This is a genomic window from Acinetobacter sp. SH024 (assembly GCF_000163635.1).
Taxonomy (GTDB): Bacteria; Pseudomonadota; Gammaproteobacteria; order Pseudomonadales; family Moraxellaceae; genus Acinetobacter; species Acinetobacter pittii.
This window is the reverse complement of record NZ_GG753606.1, coordinates 63,392-88,977: the sequence shown is the minus strand read 5'-3', so window position 1 is coordinate 88,977 and position 25,586 is coordinate 63,392. Positions and strand designations below refer to the sequence as shown.

Below are 25,586 nucleotides of genomic sequence, written 5' to 3'. Positions count from 1 at the left end.
TTCGCTTTCGCTTAATTTTTTATCAAATTGCATTGGTTAAATTCATTACGATCTGAACAATTTTGTAAAAGTTGATCTTTGATTGAACTTTTTGTCAGCTTAAAAAATCTAGCAAAAAATTTAGCATCTAGCTCTTTCTGAGCTTTTCTCTCAAAGCACAAGTGTTGCTGTGATTTTTCGATAAAATCATCAAGATTATGTATCAACTGTAAGATTGCAACATAATTAGAATGTACACGTAAGCATGGCTCCGTTTGCATTAATAGCAATATTTTTTGCCAAATTTTCACATAGATTATTTTGAACTTTGCTTGTACTACTACTTTCTGACTCTGTTTAATCTTTTTGATTTTCAGTAGTTCTGAGTTAATTTTTACTATCTTAAATTGAACATTTTGTCGCTCAAAGCAAAAGGGCATGATAAATTGCCCCATAAATATCTCTATATTTTTTACTAAATAGTCAAATTTTAACATTTTTATCGATATAAAAAATGAGCATATCTTTTTATATGAAAATACATTTAATCTATCAACTAAATTTTCTCAAAATTACAATTATCAACAAATACATATGGTTTACTTATTATGGGTCGTCTAAATTTTAAAAATTCTTCCACTTTTTTTTAGTTTTCTGTTATTACATGAAACAATACCGTTGTATTACATTTTGAAATGCTTTGTATGCAGCATTGATCAAAAAGATTCTCTGCTATACTTACTTCACGTGTAGCATCAATGGAGTTTCGAAATGCTCAGAACCACTGAACAGAAAAAAATATATTCAAGCGACACGTGTGCAAAACTATCAAGCCAGCCTAAAGCTTGAAGGCATTACAACGACAGCTCAAACAACTCAACAAAGTAAAGCTGAAATCTTGCAAAAATATAAGAAGTATTCGCAACCCGAAACGTTAGTCAGGTACATGTATGGGGAAATGGGTGACAGCCTGTATTGTTACCCTGGCACAAATATCCTAAAGAACAAACTCAATATTCGTGATGAACAAATTTTAGAACAAGCTGAACTAGAACTGTCTGGATTGGCAAGTAACTTAATTGAATATGCTGAACCACCTTACGACTTACAATACTTAAAAAATCAATTCATGCGCAGCTCTTTGGCGACTTATACGACTGGGCAGGAAAGTTAAGACAAATCGTATTTCCAAAGGTGACACCCGTTTTTGTAATTTTTTCCCGTATTGAAATTGAAACCAATAAATTACTTAAATCACTTCAAGAAAAAAAGTACTTTCAAGGCTTAGTACCACAATAACTAATTCCTCAACTTGCCGACTTGTATTGTGAGCTTAATGTCATACACCCATTCCGTGAAGGTAATGGACGTACACAACGGATTTTATTTGAGCATCTGATTGCTCATTGTGGTTATGGTATTGATTGGTCTCGCATTGACTCTCAACAACAATGGATTCAAGCCAATATTGAAGGTTTTTATGGTAATTTAAATCCATTAATTCAGATTTTTGAAATATGCTTTATTCAAAATACCTAAAATTTAAGTAGTCAGAGCCCACAATCCTTAATGAGCCATCATCTTTGCTTCAATCCACTGATTAATTTCCCAAATAAACCAACAAACACGATTCTTAAAAATCTTAATACCCTTCGGGTAATTTAGGATCGTAATATGCAGATTACTTATCCAGAATTGAATAGATCGTTAACTTAGATAGACTTTTAAGCAATGTAACTTGCCGCATTTTTATCAACATATGTCTCAAAAAAGTTCGCCTATACATAAATTTATGGTGTTTAGTGATTAATCAACGTCTGATGACCTGAATGGATGTTACAGATTACATGCAATTGAATTGATCTATGGCTGTATTATGGCTTTTGTGTAATCCAATCCATTTGATCCGAATGTTCTCTTTTGCAATAAAGCAGCCTCTTCTGCTTTTCTTGAACCAACGAACAATGCCATTGATTTGATTCAATTGGCAACGGTGATGCTGAATCACATCTCCAAAGAAGGGATTAAATGCAAGAAATGTGGTAAGAAAAAATAGGGGATGGAAGTTATTATCCGTCTAATTGGAACCAGCCCATGAGTGGAGATCAGTTGAGTAAGTATCATCTTAAGTGAATAAGAGAAGGATGGCTCACCTCACTTCTCCAAATAACAACGCTATACTTTTCAAGCCAGTTTAGATATTGGCAACTACATTTCATTCTTCATCATGCTGGTCTTATAGCATGTAGACAATCACTACATCATTTGCATTCAATACTCAATACAGCCTGTCAGCAGAACCGCAGCGATATTTTTTCGTGCATACATGTAGTGTTTAAATCCATTCATTTTTCAATGATCCCCTACCGTTTATCACATTTATGGTCGATCTTTAACCTTGTGAAAAATGCATATACCGATATCTTCAAACTGTCAAATTTATGGATACATGACATTTAAAGAAATTATCCGATCAATTTTTTAGATAAAACTCATCAAGAAAAAATTTATTATTATTCATAACTTCACTAACAACCACATAAAAACAATAATTTAACAAATTATTCTTCCAATTTTTTTAGATTTAGTGTTATTACCCTAAATCCATGCTTAGCTCATTCTATTACATAAATGATTTAGAAGTATCCACGATATAAATTGCTTGCCCTCACACCTCTGCCCCTCTCACGCCCAAAAAATTTACACTAAAAGGCAGATTAAGCCCGTACGAGTTACATATCGCCGCATGCTATGTTGAAAGCATTTAAGAAAATATCCTCAATATTTATAAGATTTTTAAAATATGAACTACTTTTCGAAGAACCCTTTCTAAGTAATGTGACCAAAAAGGAAAAATGAAAATACTGAGATTTCCTTATCAACAATCAGTCAAAGTACATCCTGATGAATTTCTGTAACCGATACCCAAGGACCATACCTACCTTCCGAAGTGCTGTGCAACAAAGCCCTCCTCAACCACACTATAGCTATAAATTAATTCCATTATTTTGTGGTTTAATTAAATTATTAAAGTTTAAGACCCAATTTAATGGATTTATATTTCACTAAACCCGAAGAAGTCGTGACGCTTTTAGGTGAGCGTTTACGTAAGCAACGACTCTTTTTGGAGATGTCTCAAGCTGAGGTTGCAGCACGCGCTGGTGTCGGCGTGAATACGGTTTCGAATCTTGAAGCGGGACGAAATGTATCTGTTGAAAATTTAGTCCGTATTGCAATGGTCTTGGGTCGATTAAACGAACTTCAGGAGCTGTTTCAACCTCAGCTTAACAGTGTAAAAGACATTCTACGCTATGAAAGTCAAAGTAAGCGCCAGCGTATTAAGAGGAAGGGATAATGCTCAACAGTCTTAATGTTTATTACAACGGTTGGGGCGAATCATGGTTATGGGGAACGCTGATTAGTTCAACAGCCACCACAGGTAGACCCACTATTGCTTTTGAATATAGTCCAGAAGCAATACAGCGAGGTGTTCAGCTCTCTTCTTATTTACTCCCTTTAAAAGGTCTACCACTGAGACAGGGTTTTCCTACTTATCAAATGGGATTACCTGGTCCAGTCTATGATGCTTTGCCGGATGGTTGGGGCATGTTATTAATGGATCGATATTTTCGAAAAATTGGACTGCATCCGGCACGAATCGGCCCTTTGGAACGTCTAACTTATATTAGCACCCATGCAACGGGTGCTCTCTCCTTTGAACCCTGTGTCGCAGATATGCAAACTTCAGAGAATATTCCCCTGCCGCAGTCCAAGAAGTCCTCAAAGGAGAAGGTGGCGAATTTTTACAACATTTGCTGGTCATGGGTGGCTCCCCCAAGGTGCCAGATCCAAAGCATTGGTTTACCGAGATCCTGTCAATTTTGAGTTTTCGACGCAAGCTTCTGATCAAAATGAAGCCTGGCTGATTAAGTTTCCTGCTCAGCAAGAGCATCCTGAAGTCTGCGCCATTGAAGCCGTCTATGCAGAATGTTTGCGACTTTGTGCAATCGAGACTCCAGACACCCATTTTTTTAATTTGCCCAATGGTTTAATGGCTTTTGCTGCTAAACGATTCGACCGTCAAAATGGCATGCGGATTCCAATGCAGAGTTTGGCTGCATATACCGGAGCAGACTATAAAGTTCCAGGTAGCCTAGACTACCGCAATTTTCTTCGGGCAACCTTGATGTGTACGCAAGATGTGCGAGAAAGGCTGCATACTTTTAAACGTGCTGTGTTTAATGTACTTTTCAATAATCGGGATGACCATACCAAGCATTTTTCTTTTCTCATGGCAAAAAATGGTCAATGGAAATTGGCTCCAGCCTATGACGTGACCTTCTGTGAAGGTCTAGGTGGTTATGATCAAATGGACATTGTGGAAGAAGCGCTCAATATTTCTCGAAATGACATACATAAACTCGGTACTTCAGAAGCGAATCTGACTACTCTAGAAGTCGATGAGATCATCTTGGCCATGCGTGAAATTGCACTTCAATTTAGTCAAATTGCGCAACGCCTGTATCCTCATCAAATTCGAGAATCTACCCTAGAGATGATTCAATCACGAATTCAACAAAATATTGATTTTTTAACTGAAACCTAAGCGTAAATATAAACTAAGCGCCAACCATCAACTTATAGTTAGTCGCTACATAATCTGTAGAACCTGTGAATTAGCTCGCTTTATAATCACGAATATTAGATGGATCACCGCCAAGATACGTTCTGCAAACGTGAAATCACTACATCCAGATCGAAAATCGCTAAGAAAAAACTATCACCAAAAAAAGGTCTGCACTATGGATAGATGCAGACCAAACTCTGGATAACTACAAGCACGAGAAATATGTCGCAATTTTGTATAGACATGAATTTGATAAAATCAGCCCAGAAAGCCAGAAATTCATAAAAACTATTTCATCAATCCCCTATAACTTAAATCACGTTCATGGTCGATCTTAAATCTTGCGAAAAGTACTCATGCTGACCTAGCCAAACTGTAAAACTCATGTATTCATAGCCTTTAAATGAATCTTTCAATCGTTATATTTAAGGTAAAAACTAGTAATCAGAAGTTATTATCATTCCCATATAAAACAAACATCAGATTAAAAACAATAACTTAGTAAATTATTTTTCCATTTTTTTATATTTAGTGTTATCTTTCCTAACTTCATCTGGGAGAGTTGAGTTTGATCATAGATCATTCGATAGCCTGCTTGTTGCATTTCTGCGATCAAATTCCGTTGGTCTATCCGTTCTCCCCCTTGATCTTTCGGCAGAAATTGACGCTTACCCCCGCCTAGAATCACATCAACCCCATCTTTTAATTTGACGTTATAACGCTGATAGATATCACCTTGCGAACTTGGTACTAATTGGGATGCTATGTCATTTTCAGCATCACGATGACAAATATGAGCATAAGTCGATGCTGGTGTAGCATGCGTAATGCGAGTTGTTGTGACTACCCCTGTACCCCAACCTCGTGCTTTGGCCAATTCGAGTAAAGTTTGGGTGTCTTGCTTATTTTGGTTCTGAGGATTGGTTCCACATTGATGATTTCCGGCCTGATTTGGTTCTACTGCAATTGTTCCAGTCTGCATGGATATCACTTCATTTTTCATTTTTACACCTGTCATATAGGCACCCAGCGATGGTGCGCTATCTGTAACCTGTGCACCTTCTGAGAAAGTACGAACAAATGCTGACTCTGGCAGTTGATCTATTGGCAGTTGGCCATCTTCACCAACAGCGTAAATTCGTGCAGCTGTTAGTGTCGTGATACCCATTGCATCTTCCAAGAAAAAAACCACACGTTGAGGCTGTTTTGATGGTTGTACTGAAGTAGAAGTTGATTGAACTAAAGCAGGACTTTGACAGCACGTCAAAATAACTGTGCCCAAACTACACCATGCCAAACTTATTAATTTTTTATTAAATTTTTTCTTATGCCAAAGCATTGCATCAACTCATCTTAGGATGGTCGAAAAATACGCTTTAAATATTCAATTTACATGACAAATTTATGAAAATATTATTATGACTACTTATATAAATTTTCCTAATTGCAAAAAATAGTGTAGCAACTTGCTACACTATTTTTTTACTTTATTTTTCTAACATTCGTTTTAGGAAAGCTTTTAATTCTTGTAAATTTTGATCATCAAATTGGCCCATTTTTAAAGATACCTTTAATGTATTATGGTCAAATTTGATATTACCAGCAACTTTCCCATCATATTCAATTTTATGTACAATTGAAGTTTGAATTACTTCTTTCGTTTCTCTTGACTTAAAGATTTTTTCAGCTAGTGATGCCAGTTTTGTCTGTTCAACTTCTTTTTTAAGCAATTTTGACCATGCTTCGAATAATGCTTCTTTAGCATTTTCATGGTTTTCATCATGATCTGATAGAAACTTTTTCACTGCTGTAGCAGCGGTCCGTGCTAATAATGACGGCTGTTTCTCCAAATCTTCAATCAACTCTCCAGGTAATTTTTCAAAAGATAAATATTTATACATATCTTCACGATTCATACCTAATGACTTTGCTAACTTCTGCTTATTTTTTTTTAATTTTTCATCCAAAGAAGTTAATCCAACATATATTTCATAATCTGTCAGATCTTCTCGCTTTAAATTTTCAGCTAATGTTAATAAAGCAACTTCTTCATCCGATGCATCAATAATGATTACTTCAATAGTGTTCTTATTGAGAAATTGGTGGGCTTTCAATCGTCTTTCACCAGCAATCAACTCATATTTATCATTTATTCTACGAACTGCAATTGGTTGTAATAGCCCAATTTCTTCAATTGATGCTGCTAAATCTTCAATATCTTGTTGATTAAAGAGTTTTCGAGGCTGGTTAGGGCTAGCCTGAATATCTGTAATTTGTACATTACGTCTTAGCTCTTTGACATCGTTAATATGCTCCTTTTGGGCATGTTGATGCTTTTGAGTATTTTGCTGAAGACGTTTAGCCAATAGCTCTTTATTACTTACCATAGTATTTCCAGAATTATATTATCCGACACGCTGAACAATTTCTTGTGCTAAAGTTTCAAAAGCTTTTCGAACTTTTGAGTTTTTATCAACAGATAATAAAGGTTGTTGCAAAATTGCAGCTTGATTAACCTTAGTGCTCATTGGAATTGTGGTATGCAATAATTCTCCAACTTGATTAAATGCTTCATCTTTTATTAATTTACATACATTCTGACGCTCATCATGTTTAATTAATAAAGCACCTAAGAGTTCTAATTCAGGGTTAACTCTTCTAATTTTACTTAAATGATTAATTAAATCAGTAACACCATAGAGACCGTATTGTGAACCAGATTCAATTGGAACAATAACATGTGTCGAAGCGGCTAAAGCATTGCTGGTTAGTAATTTTAAGCTAGGAGGGCAATCAATAAGAATGTAGTCATATAATCCTTCTAGAATTTCCAATTTATTTGAAAGTTCCTCGGATGGTCTTGGTGCATCATCTTTCAATTGATCTTCAGTTTTACCAAGAGTTAATGAGCCATATATTAAAGAAACATTTTTAAATTTTGTTTCTTCTTCTAATGCTTCCGATAATAGACTTATATCACCAATAAGTAATTCAGCTGATGTAGTTTCAACTTCGCTAGGGTGTCTTAATCCTATATGTAAACTTGCATTTGCTTGTGGATCCAGATCAATTACTAAGACCTTATTTCCTAATTCAGCAAGTTCTGAAGCAAGATGTACTACAGTAGTTGTTTTCCCGCAACCACCTTTATGATTAGCTACAGCAATGATTTTAGTTGACATATTTGTCTTAAGGAATTTACTTTGATTTCATTTAATATAAAGATATTTGTAGCAACTTGCTACAGTTCCTTTGTCATATTTTTATCTTTTGAATTCAAAAGATGTGGGAAAAACATTTCTTAACTTTTTTAAAAAATATAGCTAGCTAATTTTAATTAGTATTAATTAGTATTAATTAGTTAATTATAATTAGACAAGTTTTATTTTTTAAAAAACAATTAGATAGATTTTTTAAAGTGGAAGGTTTGTCACTAATAAGTGGAAGGCCTGTCATTGATAAGTGGAAGGCCTGTCACCGATAAGTGGAAGGTTTGTCACTAATAAGTGGAAGGTTTGTCACTGATAAGTGGAAGGTTTGTCACTATGGTGGAAGACTTGTCATTGTGATTTATTTTAATGTGTATTTTTTAATTTAAAACAATACGATTCAACTGCTTGTGATGTTGATAAGTTTGTTTTTATTGAAATAAAGGTGGAAGACTTGTCATTAGATGTTTTTTATTCTGTGGATAAAATATTTGTATAAAATTTAATTGATAACATGATGTTTGATAGTCAAGAATACCGGAATGGTGGAAGGCTTGTCACTTTAATGGTGGAATATGTGTTGAGTAATTCCACTTTAGTGGTGCTGTAGGCTATTCCTACTTTCAAATTGATTGCTTGAGCGACACAGATGAATTATCAAAGGTGGAAGAACTGTCACTTAAAAGTGTTTATTTTTATATTTATTCCACCATAAGGCTGAATAGTACCAAAATTGCACTTTAATAGTGACACTTCTTCCACTCTTAAGGTGTTTGATGGGCATAAACTGAGTTAATTTAATGTAAGTATGAGAAAATAGTGAGCGGTTTGCATCTTCTTCCACTTTTGTGTATAACATGTAGAAAATATTTTAATCTTTCCACTTATGAGCAATCACAACGAACCAGAAGAATTAGAACATCTACCTTATTGTATTGGTAACATTCGACATAATGGAGTAGTCAGCACTAGTAACCGTCTGATTAGACCAATTGAATTATCATCTAATGAGTATAAAGCTCTTCTTTATGCAATGGCTGTTGCGAATTATGGTGAGAAGAATAATCAAGATCGTGAAATTACAGAGCAAACTTATATTTATTTGCATAAAGATGATTTAGGCGAATTATTAGGATTAGATAAAAAGAATTCCATTAATGTTGCTATTGATCGTATTTATAAAGAATTATCATCACGAGTAGCTCATTTTGTAATTGAAGAGCCCGTGGATGATAATAAGCGTAAAGTTAAAAAAGTACACTCAGTAGTACCAATTATTCGTGAACTCCGTTGGGAAGATGATGCTAAAAATGCTTTGCAGATACGTTTCACCAGTGAAGTACTTCCGTATTTTACTCGTTTAGCAAATGGAAATTTTACGACCTATCAATTGAAAGATTTATTTGCTTTGGACTCTGTAACCAGTATGAGTTTGTATTCATACTTTATCAAAAATGAATTTAAGTATGCTAATCAAGATTCTTATGAGGTTGAACTTTCACTTGAGAATATCAAAGCATTAATTGATATTGGGGAGAAAAAATACGATCGTTGGGTTGATTTTAGACGATACGTTTTAGACAAGATTATTGAAGAAATTAATGAAAGGACTAGTCTTCAATTAGAGTACGATACCATCAAGAAAGGTCGACCTATTGTCGGAGTTCGATTTAAAATTCTTAATAGGCATGCCACTGAAGTTGTTGTATCTAATACTAATGATAAGACTCAAATCTATTTAGATGTCAATTTTGATGATAACGCGCTTGTTAAAGAATTAGGTGCGAAGTTCGATATGACTGTAAGGTCTTGGTACATCTATGCAAACGACCCAAATTATAAACAGTTTAGTAAGTGGTTTAAGACAGAAGGGTGCTTAACTGAATCTCAAGCAAATGTGATAGTTAATGATATTATGTTCCAAATGGATTTTGCTGTAGCTGGCAGTTCAATGAGTGAATTTAAGAAAGAAATGAAATATAAATTAAAAAATAATCCAAATTTTGTAAAAGAAAATAGAAAACGATTGAATGAAATCTTTGGAAAAGACGTTATATGACTGTGTAGCAAGTTGCTACACTTTTTACTATAAGATGTAAAATAAGCTTAATATCAGTTTATGTCATATTTTTATAGGGCTTTGTTGCATAAAGGTTTGAAAGATAGAAGCGATCCTAATTGAGCCAAATTCAAGTGACAACTTGGGTGTGAGGGCGCCCCAATTCTGTGAATTTGTTCAAAAGGGCTACGCGTGCATGAATCTCATTCACCTGACTAGGAAAACTCCTTGCTGTTAATTTATCGCCTAATAATTTGATGCAATGCATCTTGGTTTCCACCAAACTTCGACGGTGATAACCAGACCACTTTTTCCAAAGTGACCTTCCTAGCAGTTTGACTGTTTTCAATAACTCATTTCGCTCTATAGACCTGACTTGCTAATCTTTCCGAGGCTTTGTATTCTTCCTGGGTGGAATGACCGCATGTGCATCACGATTTAAAATGACTTGTCGGCAGTGCTTTGTGTCATAAGCACCATCTGTATAAACTGAATCAATTCGTTCATCCAAGGGAACTTGAGAAAGTAAATCTTCGAGCACTTGTGAATCGCTGACATTATTTGTCGTGAGTTGTACTGTACGTATTTGAAGGGTTTCAGCTTCTATAGCAATATGGAGCTTACGCGATTGGCGACGATATTCAGATCCATGTTTCTTGCATTTCCATTCACCTCCACCTAGAAATTTCAAGCCAGTAGAGTCCACGAGTAGATGCAGACCATCTCTACTTTTTTGGTAGCTAATTGCAATATCAATATGCTTTTGTCTTCTACAAAGCGTGGTGTAATCTGGTGCTGTCCAATTTAATACACAAATTTTAATCAGACTTTGGACAAAGCCAGTGACCATATGTAAAGATAGACGGAATAAGGATTTAATCATTAACCAGCATTGGATAGCTGCGTCGGAGTAGGTTTGATTTCGCCCTTGTTTGCCTTTTGATGGAGCATACCATTGCGTAGCAGGATCAAACCAAATGGCAATATTTCCGCGACTCATGAGTGCTCGGTTATATGCGGGCCAATTGGTTGTGCGGTAGATTTTGTGTGTAGGCTTCTTCATTTAAAAATTATATCGCTGAAAAAGCCGTTACAGATAGGTTTGTGCAACAAAGCCCTTAGTTGAAAAAACTTTTAGATTTCATGCTCACACACCACCTAAAACAAAAAATATCTGATTGATTTTACAGGCTTTTAATTTAATGTTTTATTCTACCCACTCGCAATATCAACGTTTAGTATCACGACTCACTAACTCATTAACTAAATATGGAGCAGTACGGCTATCTTGATTTTCTGTTATTTGTTTTGGTGTTCCTGCCACAACAATATTCCCACCAGCATTTCCAGCACCTGGTCCCACATCAATCACCCAATCTGCTTGTGCAACGGCACGCATATCATGCTCAATCATAACCACGGTATTACCCGCATCGACTAATCGCTGCAATTGAACTAACAATCGATCTACATCTGATGGATGCAAACCTGTAGTTGGCTCATCAAGTATATACAGTGTATTTCCACGCTGATTGCGTTGCAGCTCGGTCGCCAATTTAATACGTTGCGCTTCTCCACCAGATAGTTCAGTCGCTGGTTGCCCTAAACGTAAATAACCAAGGCCAATTTCCTTTAATAATTGTAGTGAACGAGCAATCGAGACCTCTCCATCAAAAAAATCACGTGCTTCATTGACGGTCATTCCTAATATTTCAGCAATATTACGTCCATTCCAGCGAATTTTCAGAGTGTCATCATTATATCGAGCACCATGACATGTCGGACAAGGGGCATATACACTTGGCATAAACAATAATTCTACACTGACAAAGCCTTCACCTTCACAAGTTTCACATCGCCCTTTAGCCACATTAAACGAAAAACGTCCAGCATCATAATGAGCTTGGTGAGCTTCAGGAGTCCCAGCAAATAACTTTCTAACATGATCAAATAAACCCGTATAAGTTGCCAGATTAGAACGTGGAGTACGACCAATTGGTTTTTGATCAACCTGTACCAGACGCTGTATAGCCTCCACATCACCAGCCAGAGAACCCTGTGTAACCTCGGTAACCAACATTCCTTCATTTAAAGGATTATTTTCATTATTGTTTTTAGTTTCAGATTCATTGCCTAAATATGAAAGTACTAACTCGGGTAAAGCTTGAGAAACGAGACTAGATTTACCCGAACCTGAAATACCTGTAACTGCTGTAAGTACACCAAGAGGTATACGAGCATCAATATTATGCAGGTTATGTCGGTAAATATTGTTAAGTTCAAGCCAACCAGAGGGTGTACGTCCATAACTTTGAGTAACTGGGATTTTATTAAATAAATAACTTGCAGTACGTGAAGCTGAAATCTCACTTAAACCCTGAGGTACTCCACTATATAAAATATTACCACCTTGCTCTCCTGCATCTGGTCCAACATCCACTAACCATTGAGCACGACGCATGAGCTCTAAATCATGCTCTACAACAAATACGGAGTTTCCAGCGTCTCTTAATTTATCGAGAGAATCATATAATGACTGACTATCTGAAGGATGTAATCCAGCAGACGGTTCATCCAGTACATAAACTACACCAAATAGCATAGAACTTAATTGTGTTGCTAAACGCAAACGTTGTAACTCTCCCGCTGAAAGAGTCGGTGTGGCTCTATCTAATGTTAGATAACCAAGACCTAACTGGCGTAATTGATTTAAACGCCCCACCACACCATTTGCTAAACGCTGGGCAGCAATTTTCTTTTCATCTGAAAGTGCTGACGTACGTCTTACATCTGGAGATACAGAATGCACTGCTCTACCTGTTGTTGCTCGTTCAGATCTATCAAGTTGGGTTACTTTATTATTAGTCTTTTCTCCAGCATCATGAGCTTCGAAATTGCCAAGAACAATGGGCTCAAGCAGGCAAGTTAACTTATCCAAAGAAAGTTGCATAAACTCACCAATATCTATTCCAGCAAAGGTAATAGATAAGGCTTCTGGTTTAAGGCGTTTACCATGACAGGAAGGGCATATTTTTCCTTCCATAAAACGTGAAACACGTTTTTTCATCGACGTACTTTGGGTATTAGCAAAAGTATGAAGGACATAGCGACGAGCACCAGTGAAAGTGCCCATATAGCTGGGTTCTAGTTTACGTTTAAGTGCAGATTGAGTCTCAGCGGGGCTTAAACCAGCATAGACAGGAACTGTTGGGGTTTCTTCAGTAAATAAAATCCAGTCTCTATCCGATTGCGGTAAATCTTTCCATGGTCGATCAACATCATACCCTAGGGTTACTAGGATATCGCGTAAGTTTTGCCCGTGCCAAGCAGGTGGCCATGATGCGATAGCTTTCTCACGAATACTCAGTGTTGGGTCAGGAACCATTATCGATTCTGTAACTTCATAAATGTGACCTAAACCATGACAGGTAGGACAAGCGCCTTGAGGAGTGTTCGGTGAAAAGTCCTCGGCATATAACATTGGCTGATCGGCAGGATATGCACCAGCACGCGAATAAATCATTCGCACGAGACTTGATAAAGTTGTTACACTTCCAACAGAAGAACGGGTATTACTTGCACCACGTTGTTGTTGCAATGCTACTGCTGGTGGTAGACCATCAATAGCATCAACATCTGGTACTCCGACCTGATCTATTAAGCGTCTTGCATAAGGTGCAACAGATTCGAAATATCTTCTTTGTGCTTCAGCAAAAATAGTTCCAAAAGCAAGTGATGATTTTCCTGAACCCGATACACCTGAGAAAACAACAAGTGCATTTCTTGGGATAGAAACATCTACATCCTTAAGGTTATGCTCACGTGCACCTCGAACTTCAATACAATTATTAGATAAAGTAATGTTATTGTGTTCACCAAAAGAATGTATTTTCATGTTTCTACGAGCCTGTAAATTATTTTGTGTAAGTCCCATTTTTTTATAAATGATCTTTTAATCGATCATCGAACTGAATCGTAAACCAATTCATTGCTAAACGCCAATTTTGAATTGGCATGGTCCATTTTTTAGCAGCATTTGAAGTTGCTAAATAAATGACCTTTTTCACTGAATCATCAGAACAGAAGATCTTTCTCTTTTTAGTTGAATGGCGGATCACGCTATTCAATGATTCAATTGCATTTGTTGTATAAATCGCATGACGTATTTCAGCAGGATAGCTAAGGATCGTTCGGATATTTTCCCAATTTGCCCGCCAAGATTCTCCAATTTTTGGATACTGGTGATTTCATTGATCGCAGAAGATATCTAGGGACTTTAAAGCATTTTCCTCTGTACTTGCCTGATAGATCGCCTTCAATCCTGCTGTTACAGCTTTGTAGTCCTTCCAGCTCACAAATCTCAGGCTATTGCGTACAACATGCACGATACACAGCTGGATATCAGTATGAGGGTAGACAGAGGCTAGCGCATCAGGAAAGCCTTTTAGTCCTGAGAAGCGCTGCTTCGCAAGGCAGGCTACAAGAATATCTTGCACTCCTCGATTTTTAAGCTCTGTCATGACTGACAGCCAGAATTTGGAACCTTCTGTTTGAGCAAACCACATGCCAAGAAGTTCTTTTTGGCCATCTAGGTTAATGCCTAATGCTAAATAAACTGATTTATTGATTACTGTTGAATGCTGACGAACCTTAACAACAATGCAATCTAAATAGACAACAGGATAAAGACTATCGAGTGTTCTATTTTGCCATTCTGTCACTTGTTTAATGACAGCATCCGTCACCTTACTAATAAGGGAGGCAGATACATCGACATCGTACATTCTTTAAAAAAAGCAACAATTTCTCTATTTGTCATTCCTTTCGCATATAGCGAAAGAATTTGATCATCCATGCTAGTAATGCGTGTTTGATGCTTCTTAATAATCTGTGGTTCAAAAGAGCCGTCACGATCACGAGGGATATCTAAAGCAAGCTGCCCACCTTGTGTTAGAACTGTTTTGGAGCTAAAACCATTACGTGCATTAGATCCATTCTTAGGTTGATGCTTTTCATAGCCTAAATGTTCAGAAAGCTCAGTATTCAGAGCGGTTTCGATCATGAACTTTTTGAATATGGCTGTCATTTGGTTTAAATCTTCAGGAGTTTTTAAACCTTTAGCTAATTCAGCTGCCATACTTTTGATTGTAGCTTCATCCATGTGAAGTACCTCTTTTTATTATCCTCAGTAGGATAAATGAAAATTAAGTACTTACACAAAATTTAGAACAGTCCCACAACTCATTTTGTTGAACTATATCTGTACAACAACTCTACCTCGAATTTTTCCATCTAAAATTTCATTGGAAATATTTAAAGCATCTGTTAACTGAATTTCAGTCGTTACTGTTTCTAATTTTGTTTGATCTAATTCTGTAGCCAAACGTTCCCATGCTTCTTTTCTTAATTCGATTGGTGCCATCACGCTATCAATTCCATATAAGGTGATCCCTCTTAGAATAAATGGAGCAACTGTTGCTGGAAAATCCATTCCGCCTGCCAAACCACACGCAGCAACTGCACCACGATATTTTGTACTAGCACATGCATTGGCTAAAGTATGGCTTCCAACAGTATCAATCACGCCAGCCCAAACTTCTTTGTTTAATGGCTTTCCTGAGGAAGATAATTCAATACGATCAATAATTTCACTCGCACCTAGATAGGTTAAATATTCTGACTCTTGAGGTCGACCAGTTGAAGCTGTAATCTCATAACCAAGATGATTCAAAATAATAATGGAAATACTACCTACTCCACCATTTGCACCTGTCACTAAAATTTTTCCATCACTTGGTTTAATACCATGTTTTTGTAAAGCCATGACACACAACATTGCGGTATAACCTGCTGTACCAATAACCATCGTATCTTTAAAAGAAAAAGCAGAAGGTTTTTGTATGAGCCAATCACCAGAAACAGTGACTTGCTCGGCTAGCCCTCCAAAATACTTTTCACCCACTCCCCAACCATTTAGTAGAACTTCATCTCTTTCTTTCCATGCTGGATGTTTTGATTCAATCACAACACCCGAAAAGTCGATGCCTGGGGTCAAAGGAAAACTACGCACCACTGGTGAACGCCCAGTAATGGCTAAAGCATCTTTATAATTGAGTGTTGAATATTTGACTTCGACTCTAACCTCTCCTTCTTGTAAAGGCTTTGATGCAATCTCAGTAATTTTTGATGTGTAACCTGCTTCATCTTTAGTAATTACAATACCTTTGTACATAGAACTTCCTCTCTATTTAATTAGACTGTTTGTCTAGAATTAATTAAAAAATAAATACAGACGTCTGCATTTATTTTTTAATGGCTTTGTTGCACAAACCTATCTCTAAAGGCTTATTCCACAATATAATTTTCAAATGAATAAGTCGACACCTAAAATTTATCGCACAACCAATTGGTCTTCATATAACCGGGCTCTCATTAATCGTGGAAATATTGCCATTTGGTTTGATCCTGCTACGCAATGGTATGCCCCATCAAAAGGCAAACAAGGACGAAATCAAACTTACTCCGACGCAGCTATCCAATGCTGCCTAATGATTAAATCTCTCTTTCGATTGTCTTTACGCATGGTCACAGGCTTTGTTCAAAGTCTCATCCATCTTTGTGGGTTAAATTGGATAGCGCCAGACTACACTACAATTTGTAGACGACAACAGCATATTGATATTGTGATTAGCTATCAAAAAAGTTGTGATGGACTGTATCTAATCGTTGAATCTACAGGTCTGAAATTCTTAAGTGAGGGTGAATGGAAGCGTAAAAAACATCAGCCTGAATATCGTCGCCAATGGCGTAAACTACATATTGGTATAGATGCTAAAACCTTACAAATACGCGCTGTTCAGCTCACAACCAACAATGTGAGTGATTCACAGGTACTTGGTGATTTACTCGATCAGATTCCACAAGATGAGAGAGTTGACTCCGTCTATACCAATGGAGCTTATGATACCAAACAGTGCCGACAGGTCATTGCGGATCAGCAAGCACATGCAGTGATTCCACCAAGAAAAAATGCGAAGCCATGGAAAGATAAAAAGATGGGCTCGCTAGAACGCAATGAGTTGCTTCTAACAGTTAAACGTTTAGGAAGAACTATTTGGAAGAAATGGTCAGGCTATCATCGGCGAAGTTTGGTTGAAACCAAGATGCATTGCATCAAATTATTGGGGGATAAACTCAGTGCGAGAAATTTTCAAAGCCAAGTCAATGAGATTCATGCACGTATGGCAGTATTAAATAAATTTACGGACTTAGGCAGACCACATACCCGAGTTGTCACTTAAATTTGAGTAGATATGAGAAGTCTTAACTTTTAAATCTTTGTGCAACAAAGCCATTTAGAATTAGAAATCCCAAAGCAATCATAGAGTCCTTGAGCTAAAATATATTGGACTCTCTGCGAACCTCAAATGAGATTCAGCTATTCGATGGATTGCGGACATCTATCGAACGTTCGATCTCAAACACTATGACGTCAAGATCGGGTACTTAAAATTATCAAAATGATAAAAAGAAGAAATTTAAATGGTGAAATGAAAAATCATGTAAAAAGACTAAAAATCTTGCAATAAGTACAAGGCAACGTAAGATCAGCAGTGAAGTCATTTTAAATTCCTTGTACTGCAATTTGCATTACATGGAACAAACCCACAATAGTTACCGCTATTGTGGGTCATTAGCCCTCTTCTTGATTAAGTTATAAGAAAAAAACCTCTATCATTCGATTGATTCTTTTATATAAATAATAAAGTAAATCTCTGTTTTCGATGAAATTTTATAAAGTTCAGTATTAGACCTGTAGAGAAAACTTATCAAAAGAAGTATTGGTTAATCTTTTTCTTCAACTTCTTCCTTAAACTCAAACAAATCATTCATCGTACAGTTAAAGTATTTACATAACTTATCAGCGACTGGCAATTCGATACGTATAGCACGGTCATAATACATACTTGTCAGCGTATTACGATTAATTCCTGTCGCATGCACCACTTCACTTAATTTTAAAATTTTTCTATCGCCCATGAGGCTAGATAACTTACAAGTAATCATATTTAAATTAATTTACAAAAAATAACTTGCTGTGGGTTATTTGAAGTTGTTGCCTGAGTAATACTTTGCTAAAATTAACCTACAGCAGGTTATTACAACTTATAGAAAGTATATTTTATCCATTTCAATTAAATTATAACTTTTTAAATATAAGGATTGAACCTGCATTAGATTTTTTTGTGGAGATGACCGCCGTGTTACCAAATGAGTTATTAATCAGCCAGCAAGCTCGTGACTTAGGAAATCAATTAATTAAAGAAATGAACATCAATAGAAGTTATGGATTGGCTAATTTTCTTGGAGTAAATACTTGCTATGATAATCATCAGGCTGTACTTATTTGGACATTTCAACTGCTAGAAAGAGAACCTGCCTTAAATGAATTAGCAGAAATTAAAAAATATTTTCTTTTAATCTTTCCAGATAGTGTTTATCAATTAGCCTAAGTTATTTTTAAAAATTATTTTTTTTATATAAAAACACTAAATCAAAGAAAACTTTCTTTTAAAATACCTATTAATTCAAATTCATACGATTTACAGAGTATATGAAGCATAAATTCTTGTTCCTGCTTTATCACTCACTCCTACTAGACCTTAGTAAAGACTAAAATTACATAGCTCTTTTTACTGATACTAAACGATTCATGCCCACACTACGTTCTGCAGCTTCGAGGGCTAGTTTTTGTTGAACCACTGAGAACAAGGACAATAAATTGCCTACTATATTTTTCCGGAGAGTGGTGTAGGAACTTTTTCATTATTGCTAATCATATCAGCGACAACATCAGCAACGAGCTCCTCTATTCCTGAGAATGCTTTAGACTGATCCGCATCATGCTAAGACAATGATGGAAACTCAGCACACAACCCAACATACCCATTATCTTCAGCTGACCATTTAACACGGTAAGTATATTGTTTACTATCCATTTGACACCCCATCATGTTTTAAGTTTATGTATAAAAGTACGATTTTCACTTACTAGTACTTAAATAATCACCCCACCACTGCATCATTTCAGTCCGTTGAGCTAAATAGTCAGCGTGATTATAGCTGGCACGGGTACGGTTCTTATCAATATGTGAAAGTTGTGCCTCAATCCAATTATCTTGGAACAAACCTGAGTCATTCAAAATGGTACTAAAAGTAGAACGTAATCCATGAGAAGATAGTTGATGTTTGCCATACCCCATCTTACGTATGGCCATATTTAGAGTATTAAAATGAATCGGTTGATTGTGTTTGCGAGGGCTAGCAAAAAGGTATTTTTCACCGTATGACCACTGCATGACGTCTTTCAAAATCTCTAAAGCCTGATTTGAAAGTGGAACTAAAAAATCTGGAATCTCATGGCCTAATATGACTTTTCGTCGAAACTGTTTAATATGCAAGGCAGGTATTTTCCAGATTTTTTCATTTAAATCAAAATGATGAGGCTCAGCCAATAACAATTCGGCCCCTCTCACGCCAGTATGTAATTTGAACATCAGTGCTTTTTTAATAATGGGATGGGCATCCAATTTTTGTAATTTATTCTTAAAATCAGATATTTCCTCCGCTTTCAAATACGGATAATTTTTCTTGATTTTGCTGTTAATGGTGATTTTATTTAAACCATGAGCGATGTTGAACTCACAATAACCCATCGCTACAGCGTAGTCATAAATTTGGTTCAAATAACTACAAGCTTTTTTGACAGGTTCTTTTACTTGGCGTCCCTCTATTTTTTTGATTACTGAAACCAGGTCATAGCGCTTGATGTTTTGAAAAGGTAAATCCTGAAGGTCTGGATAAATATCTTGCTGTAAGCATCTTTCTGCTAACTGTAGTACACCACAGCGGGGTAGATCGTTGAAGGCATTCTTCAGTTTGAACTGTAACCACTCCTCCCCGACCTTACCAAAGGTGATAAGATTAGAGGCAGTATCATGTTCAAAACAGAAATTATTGTCTTTAAAGTCATCTCTGACTTGTCGTGCCTTTTTCAGCGATAAATCAGGATAAAGACCTAACTGAATGCGTCGACGTTTTTTAGTTTGTGGATCTGTATAGCGATAGCACCAAGATTTTCTTCCACTCGGCTCAATCTTCAGGCTAAGCCCATCTTCATCGGATAAAAAACAGGTTTTTTCCTTGCAATGAGCTTGGCGAACTTTAATATCAGTAAGACTCATGGAATTTAAATGAAACCTAATAAGGGGTTGATTGGATCAATTATATCAAAATAGAACGCTTTATATATGATGCGTATGATACGCATCATATATTTTTATAAGTATTTGTTAAATAAAGTTTATATATAGATTGGCTATTCCTTAGTGACCAATTAATTAACCATTGATTTCGCAAGTCTTAAATTAACATTTGAAGTGCAACTCTATGTTATGACTATTCACAGTTCTGTTCCATGATTCATGGTTACTTATTACTTATGTTACTATGTCAGGGGCGATACAAGAATTAAGGTAACCTTATGAAAATAGCGAATACGAAATTACTAGCTGGTGCTTTTATGACCCTAACTTTAACTATGCTTAGCCCTGCCGCACTTGCAAATGATAACAATGATATACGAAAGACTGTTGTAGTTAAGTTTGCTAAAAAAGCTTACTCTGCAAATTATTACGGAAGGATAGATGGATACAAGTATGATTCCTACAAATTTTATGCTAAAAAAGGGCAAAAGTTAAAAGTGAGGTTGACTGGAGGAAATGTTGAAACTTACTTATGGGGTAATCAATTAAAAGACTCCATCAATCTTGGAGAATATTCTCCAAAGCTTGATGATAATGGTATTTATATTTTACCTGCTTCAGGTGAGTATGAAATTAGAGTATTACAACCTAGATCACAGGCAAGAAAAGATAAAAAACCTCAATACTGGATGAGTATTAACATTAAATAAAGACTTGCTAGATTCGTTTAAACTTTTATACAAGGGTTCAAAAACTATTGCCAGTTAAACGGGGCGTGATTTTTACGTATATGCGTTTATGTTAGTAAAATGATGTAGTTTACTTGTTTAATACCCCGAGGAATAATTTAATCTTGCTGTGCGTTAGTCACGTTTCTTTCTTTCAGAAGTTGATTATATCTTTCAACGTAACCGTCGTGATATTCAAACTCTTTTGATAGGAATTTGATGGGAAGAATAGGCGAAACTTGTCTTAAATAATGGTAATTCCTTATCTTTAAAATAGAGAACGCCCGATGAAATTCATTAGGCGTTTAATTTAAATAAGTGTCAGCTTATTTTATAACTAGATGTACTTGACAATCACGATTCTTTTTCTAAATTGCCTTTAAAAAATCAATCTTGCTATTTTTGACTTTTCACACCATTTTGTTCAATTTGTACTGCGGCTTGCCAGCTAGGTAGTTGGCTTAAACCTGCTACATAACGTTGGATATGGGGATAATTTTCACCTTGTCCCATATGATAAACTAAAGCATGTAGTCCAAAGCCCATCATAAAGTCAGCACCGGTTAAACGGTCTGCCACTAGAAATTCTTTATCTTTTAAATATTCATTTAAATGGCCGAATACTTTATCGAACTCAACTTGAGTATAATTTTCTAGAAATACCAACTTCGTACCCTGCTTGGTTTCAATCGCATTAAACGTTTTTAATAAAAATGGCAGCATGGCAGAGCTTTCTGAGAAATGAATCCACTGTAGATAATCGACATAGGTAGGTTCATCCATATCTGGTGCTAAATGCGGCGCAAGTTTCTGAATTAATAACTCAACGATTGCGCCTGACTCTGCAATAACTTTGCCATCCCATTCCAATACTGGAGATTTCCCTAAAGGATGGATGTTTTTTAAAGATTCAGGGGCCAAATGCGTGCTTGAGTCACGATAATAGCTTTTCAGCTCATAGGGCTGCTTGATTTCTTCAAGTAACCACAAAATGCGAAAAGAACGTGATTGATCTAAATGATGTAGTGTAATCATAATATTCCTATTTTTTTAAATTTTTACAACCACTTTGCCAAAGTTTTTGCCTTTTAACATACCATTGAAAGCATTGATCGTGTTATCTAAACCTTGCACCATATGCTCTTTATATTTGATTTTTCTGTCTTTCAACCATTCAGACATTTGCTGATTGAATTCCGGATACTGATTGCCATAATCATCAAAAATAATAAAGCCTTGCATGCGAATACGCTTTCTTAAAAGAGTGGAAATAAAGCCAGGTAAACGGTCTGGCCCTTGTGCTTGCTCGGTAGCGTTATACTGCGAAACCACACCACACACCGGTACACGTGCCGCAGAGTTAAGCAATGGCCATACCGCATCAAACACTTTACCCCCTACATTCTCATAATAAATATCAATACCGTTGGGAACTGCTTGTTGTAATTGTTCTGCAAAATTTTCATCATGATAATTGATACAAGCATCGAAGCCGAGTTCTTGTACTGCATAATGGCATTTTTCAGCCCCACCTGCGACGCCAACCACGCGACAACCTTTAAGTTTGCCAATTTGTCCAACTGTAGCACCAACAGGTCCCGTTGCAGCTGCAACGACTAAAGTTTCACCGGCTTTAGGCTGACCAATGTCCAACAACCCCATATAAGCAGTAAAGCCAGGCATCCCCAAAATACCCAATGCCCAAGATGGATGTTCGGGTTGCATACCTAAGCTTTGACATGCAGTCCCATCAGAAATTGCGTAGCCCTGCCAACCATTTCCAGAAAGAACCCACTCGCCTTCTTTGAATTTTGGGTTTTTAGAGGCCATCACTTGACTGACTGTTCCACCGACCATCACTTCGCCAATTTCAACCGGTGCTGCATATGAGGGAGCATCACTCATGCGACCACGCATATAAGGATCGAGTGACAAGTAAATGGTTTTTAACAATATCTCGCCTTGTTTAAGTTCATTGAGCTCAACTTGCTCAATACGAAAATCGCTGTGTTTTGGCTCACCCACTGGCCGTTTAGCTAAAACGATGCGTTGATTAATAACTGTTTTCACACATATAACTCCATGTTTTATTTAAAAGTATTTCTCTTCATAATCAAAAATTATGATTAAAATTTCTTTACATCCATTGTAGATGAGTTATAATAAAAAACAATACGACTGGTCTATTTTTTTTACAATAGAGTAAATAATTAATATGAAGCCTACTCCTATTAAAAAGTCTGAAGCGAAGCGCTTACACATTCTTAACACCAGTTCAGACCTGATTTTGCATAAAGGTTTTACTGGCGTAGGATTACAGGAAATTTTACAGAGCTGTGAGATCCCCAAAGGCTCGTTTTATCATTATTTCCAATCCAAGGAAGCTTTCGGATGTGAATTGGTACAGCATTATGTGGATAATTACCAAGTCCGTTTAAATGATGTATGGCGTAGCGATAAATCCCCTTATCAAAAGCTGATTGAGTATTTTAATTTATGGATAGAAGATCCTGAAACACACTGTGGTTGGGCGAATAGCTGTTTAATTGTGAAACTTGCCGCAGAAGTTGCCGATCTATCTGAAGATATGCGTTCCATTATGTCCGCTGGCGTGGATGATGTAATCCAACGTATTGCTGGTTTAATTGATTTGGGAAAACAGGATCAGTCTATTCAAGCAAATACTGAGGCCTCGACGTTGGCACAAGTACTTTACCAAATGTGGTTAGGTGCAGCATTACTGAGTAAGTTGCAAAAAGATAAAACACCATTACATCAAGCTCTGAGAGCAACTAAATTTCTATTAAAAAGTGAAGATTGATAAAATTTAGATTAAATATCAATTACATAATTAATGACAGCAGCCCAATGATTAGTTATTAATGTGTTGCTATTAGATTAATTTACAATCCATGAGTATAGCGCACAATGAATTCTTCTCCTAAAGCCCTCATGACTCGTATTTTAGTCGGATATTTAGGCTTATATCCCACACTATTACTGGTACTCACTTTATTAAAGCCAATTACTCAGCATCAAAGTTTCCCGATGATGGTGTTGATTGAAGTCATAGTATTAGTGCCAGTAACGCAACTGATTTCTTTCCCACTGGCAGGTTGGCTCATTACACAGCTAAAAATTTTTAAGAATTTGTTTTAATAAGAATTTATGCTGGCAACAGCAATCCTAAGTCCTTATTTTGCCAACCACAAAGGTTGGCAAAATAACTCACTTAGTCAATATTAATCTGCGTAAGCTGGATAATCAATATAGCCTTTTTCCGTCCCACCATACATAGTGCTTGCATCTACTGCATTCAATGGCCAGCCATTGGCGATGCGATCGGGTAAATCTGGATTCGCAATAAATGGGCGTCCAAATGCAATTAAATCGGCCAGCCCTGCCTTTAAAATTCGAGTCCCTCTTTCTGCCGTATATCGACCTGCATAAATAATCCGACCACTGAAAGTGTCTCTGACATCTTTACGAAAATTATGAGGAAGTTCTGGTGCATGATCCCAATCAGCTTCTGCAATCGATAAATAGGCAATCCCAACTTCTTCAAGTATTTTTATGGCTTCAATATAAGTCACATGTGGATCATCTTCAACCAACCCCATATAAACACGATCTTCCTCTGTACTTTCAAATAGCGGGGCAAAACGCACTCCTAAACGATCTGCACCAACCACCTCAGCAACTGCCTGTACTACTTCACGTAAAAAACGCAAACGATTGTTTAGTGATCCACCATATTCATCTTCACGGTGGTTACTATGTGCAGAGATAAATTGATTTACCAAATAACCATTTGCACAATGAATTTCAACCCCATCAAAACCAGCAGCCAATGCATTACGCGCTGCTTGAGCATAGAGTTGCACTAATTCTTTAACTTCTGCATTGCTTAAAGCACGTGGCATTGAAGGATCAGCCAAGGCCCCTGCATTGGGCCCGGTTTCAATAAAGACTTTAACATTACTATCAGCCCTAATAGCCGAGGGCGCGACCGGTGATGCGTGATCGGGTTGCAAAGATGTATGTGAAACACGCCCAACATGCCAAAGTTGTGCAAAAATAATGCCTCCTTTAGCATGCACTGCTTCCGTCACTTTACGCCATCCAGCAATCTGTTCAGGGCTGTAAATACCGGGAGTCCAAGCATAGCCTTGACCACGTGGCTCGATTTGCGTACCTTCGGTCACCATAAATCCTGCCCCGGCACGCTGTTGATAATAGGTTGCCATCAGTTCATTTGGAATATTCCCTGGCTGAGTACTACGCGACCGCGTTAATGGTGGCAATACAATACGGTTTTGCAAAACATAAGGGCCTAAGCTTAAGTTTTGAAAAAGTTTGCTGTCTTTCATTTCATTGAATCCAAGTCATCATGGCTTAATTGATCTAAATTAAAAAAATAACCTTCCTTCCTGTATATAGAAAAATAAAGGAAGGAAAGCTATTCACTCAGGCCCTTCACCATTAAGTGAGGGTTATTTTGCTTATTGCGCCAGTTGCTCAGAGTCAGAAGTTTATTCACTGCTAAGCACCACAACAGAGACTAGCTACTCTTTATTTCAACAATTGAAGTAATGCTGTAGCGGTTGCAGCAGAAGATGCTGGATTTTGTCCAGTAACCAGCAAGCCATCTACTTGAACATATACTTGCCAATCATCCACTTTAGAATAATGACCACCGTTTTCTTTAAGCATGTCTTC

General features: G+C 36.7%; 18 protein-coding genes and 6 pseudogenes. 10 read left to right on the top strand and 14 right to left on the bottom strand.

The window, feature by feature from the left end:
- Positions 1-11: 11 nt before the first annotated feature.
- A complete protein-coding gene (locus HMPREF0013_RS23505) occupies positions 12-476 on the bottom strand; it encodes a hypothetical protein (protein WP_000911012.1) in 465 nt (154 codons plus the stop codon).
- A gap of 274 nt (positions 477-750) precedes the next feature.
- Here HMPREF0013_RS23505 and HMPREF0013_RS25060 point away from each other — a divergent pair.
- From HMPREF0013_RS25060 to HMPREF0013_RS23490, 4 genes and pseudogenes are all read left to right on the top strand, one after another.
- Positions 751-913 (top strand): annotated as a pseudogene (locus HMPREF0013_RS25060) (YhfG family protein); the annotation flags it as partial.
- A 12-nt stretch (positions 914-925) separates the two neighbouring features.
- Positions 926-1,518, top strand: a pseudogene (locus HMPREF0013_RS25055) (putative adenosine monophosphate-protein transferase Fic).
- Between the two features lie 1,510 nt (positions 1,519-3,028).
- Complete coding sequence (locus HMPREF0013_RS23495; RefSeq protein WP_000366815.1) at positions 3,029-3,334, top strand: helix-turn-helix domain-containing protein; 306 nt, start codon at positions 3,029-3,031, stop codon at positions 3,332-3,334.
- Positions 3,334-4,585 (top strand): annotated as a pseudogene (locus tag HMPREF0013_RS23490) (type II toxin-antitoxin system HipA family toxin). Before HMPREF0013_RS23495 ends, HMPREF0013_RS23490 begins: the two are co-directional and overlap by 1 nt.
- A gap of 505 nt (positions 4,586-5,090) precedes the next feature.
- On the opposite strand, the gene HMPREF0013_RS23485 reads toward HMPREF0013_RS23490, so the two are convergent.
- The 3 genes from HMPREF0013_RS23485 to HMPREF0013_RS23475 form a co-directional block, all read right to left on the bottom strand.
- A complete protein-coding gene (locus tag HMPREF0013_RS23485) occupies positions 5,091-5,888 on the bottom strand; it encodes an alkaline phosphatase (RefSeq protein ID WP_225247871.1) in 798 nt (265 codons plus the stop codon).
- Positions 5,889-6,093: 205 nt separating this feature from the next.
- Positions 6,094-6,993: a ParB/RepB/Spo0J family partition protein gene (locus HMPREF0013_RS23480; protein WP_000254418.1), complete on the bottom strand. Its 900-nt coding sequence runs from the start codon at positions 6,991-6,993 to the stop codon at positions 6,094-6,096.
- Between the two features lie 18 nt (positions 6,994-7,011).
- Positions 7,012-7,788: a ParA family protein gene (locus HMPREF0013_RS23475; protein ID WP_000104830.1), complete on the bottom strand. Its 777-nt coding sequence runs from the start codon at positions 7,786-7,788 to the stop codon at positions 7,012-7,014.
- Positions 7,789-8,701: 913 nt separating this feature from the next.
- On the opposite strand from HMPREF0013_RS23475, the gene HMPREF0013_RS23470 reads away from it, so the two are divergent.
- On the top strand, positions 8,702-9,874 hold the full coding sequence (locus HMPREF0013_RS23470; RefSeq protein ID WP_000064928.1) for a replication initiation protein: 1,173 nt from the start codon (positions 8,702-8,704) through the stop codon (positions 9,872-9,874).
- A 130-nt stretch (positions 9,875-10,004) separates the two neighbouring features.
- Here the strand turns inward: HMPREF0013_RS23470 and HMPREF0013_RS23465 are convergent.
- From HMPREF0013_RS23465 to HMPREF0013_RS23455, 4 genes and pseudogenes are all read right to left on the bottom strand, one after another.
- Positions 10,005-10,937: pseudogene (locus HMPREF0013_RS23465) on the bottom strand (IS5 family transposase).
- A 165-nt stretch (positions 10,938-11,102) separates the two neighbouring features.
- Entirely contained in the window at positions 11,103-13,769 is a 2,667-nt protein-coding gene (locus tag HMPREF0013_RS23460; protein WP_005804864.1) for an excinuclease ABC subunit UvrA, read from the bottom strand.
- Positions 13,770-13,812: 43 nt separating this feature from the next.
- Positions 13,813-15,035, bottom strand: a pseudogene (locus HMPREF0013_RS24875) (IS256 family transposase).
- A gap of 93 nt (positions 15,036-15,128) precedes the next feature.
- Positions 15,129-16,106: an MDR family oxidoreductase gene (locus HMPREF0013_RS23455; RefSeq protein WP_000276416.1), complete on the bottom strand. Its 978-nt coding sequence runs from the start codon at positions 16,104-16,106 to the stop codon at positions 15,129-15,131.
- 136 nt (positions 16,107-16,242) lie between these two features.
- Here HMPREF0013_RS23455 and HMPREF0013_RS23450 point away from each other — a divergent pair, with 136 nt between their 5' ends.
- On the top strand, positions 16,243-17,175 hold the full coding sequence (locus HMPREF0013_RS23450; protein WP_001043693.1) for an IS5-like element ISAba13 family transposase: 933 nt from the start codon (positions 16,243-16,245) through the stop codon (positions 17,173-17,175).
- A 544-nt stretch (positions 17,176-17,719) separates the two neighbouring features.
- Here the strand turns inward: HMPREF0013_RS23450 and HMPREF0013_RS23445 are convergent.
- Complete coding sequence (locus tag HMPREF0013_RS23445; RefSeq protein ID WP_000627021.1) at positions 17,720-17,941, bottom strand: helix-turn-helix domain-containing protein; 222 nt, start codon at positions 17,939-17,941, stop codon at positions 17,720-17,722.
- 194 nt (positions 17,942-18,135) lie between these two features.
- On the opposite strand from HMPREF0013_RS23445, the gene HMPREF0013_RS23440 reads away from it, so the two are divergent.
- Entirely contained in the window at positions 18,136-18,387 is a 252-nt protein-coding gene (locus tag HMPREF0013_RS23440; protein ID WP_000937271.1) for a hypothetical protein, read from the top strand.
- Between the two features lie 276 nt (positions 18,388-18,663).
- Here the strand turns inward: HMPREF0013_RS23440 and HMPREF0013_RS25235 are convergent.
- A pseudogene (locus tag HMPREF0013_RS25235) lies at positions 18,664-18,885 on the bottom strand (antitoxin HicB).
- Between the two features lie 33 nt (positions 18,886-18,918).
- Complete coding sequence (locus tag HMPREF0013_RS23435; RefSeq protein ID WP_000059636.1) at positions 18,919-20,118, bottom strand: tyrosine-type recombinase/integrase; 1,200 nt, start codon at positions 20,116-20,118, stop codon at positions 18,919-18,921.
- Positions 20,119-20,417: 299 nt separating this feature from the next.
- Here HMPREF0013_RS23435 and HMPREF0013_RS23430 point away from each other — a divergent pair, with 299 nt between their 5' ends.
- Complete coding sequence (locus HMPREF0013_RS23430; protein ID WP_000684953.1) at positions 20,418-20,849, top strand: PPC domain-containing protein; 432 nt, start codon at positions 20,418-20,420, stop codon at positions 20,847-20,849.
- A 414-nt stretch (positions 20,850-21,263) separates the two neighbouring features.
- On the opposite strand, the gene HMPREF0013_RS23425 is transcribed toward HMPREF0013_RS23430, so the two are convergent.
- Positions 21,264-21,902: a glutathione S-transferase family protein gene (locus HMPREF0013_RS23425; RefSeq protein ID WP_000631290.1), complete on the bottom strand. Its 639-nt coding sequence runs from the start codon at positions 21,900-21,902 to the stop codon at positions 21,264-21,266.
- A 15-nt stretch (positions 21,903-21,917) separates the two neighbouring features.
- Complete coding sequence (locus HMPREF0013_RS23420) at positions 21,918-22,937, bottom strand: NADP-dependent oxidoreductase (RefSeq protein ID WP_000859510.1); 1,020 nt, start codon at positions 22,935-22,937, stop codon at positions 21,918-21,920.
- Positions 22,938-23,082: 145 nt separating this feature from the next.
- Between HMPREF0013_RS23420 and HMPREF0013_RS23415 the strand changes: the two genes are divergently transcribed.
- Together HMPREF0013_RS23415 and HMPREF0013_RS23410 are read left to right on the top strand one after the other, a co-directional pair.
- Entirely contained in the window at positions 23,083-23,688 is a 606-nt protein-coding gene (locus tag HMPREF0013_RS23415) for a TetR/AcrR family transcriptional regulator (protein ID WP_000805351.1), read from the top strand.
- A 107-nt stretch (positions 23,689-23,795) separates the two neighbouring features.
- Complete coding sequence (locus HMPREF0013_RS23410; RefSeq protein WP_001088959.1) at positions 23,796-24,026, top strand: hypothetical protein; 231 nt, start codon at positions 23,796-23,798, stop codon at positions 24,024-24,026.
- A gap of 83 nt (positions 24,027-24,109) precedes the next feature.
- On the opposite strand, the gene HMPREF0013_RS23405 is transcribed toward HMPREF0013_RS23410, so the two are convergent.
- On the bottom strand, positions 24,110-25,237 hold the full coding sequence (locus tag HMPREF0013_RS23405; protein WP_000655283.1) for an alkene reductase: 1,128 nt from the start codon (positions 25,235-25,237) through the stop codon (positions 24,110-24,112).
- Between the last annotated feature and the right edge of the window lie 349 nt (positions 25,238-25,586).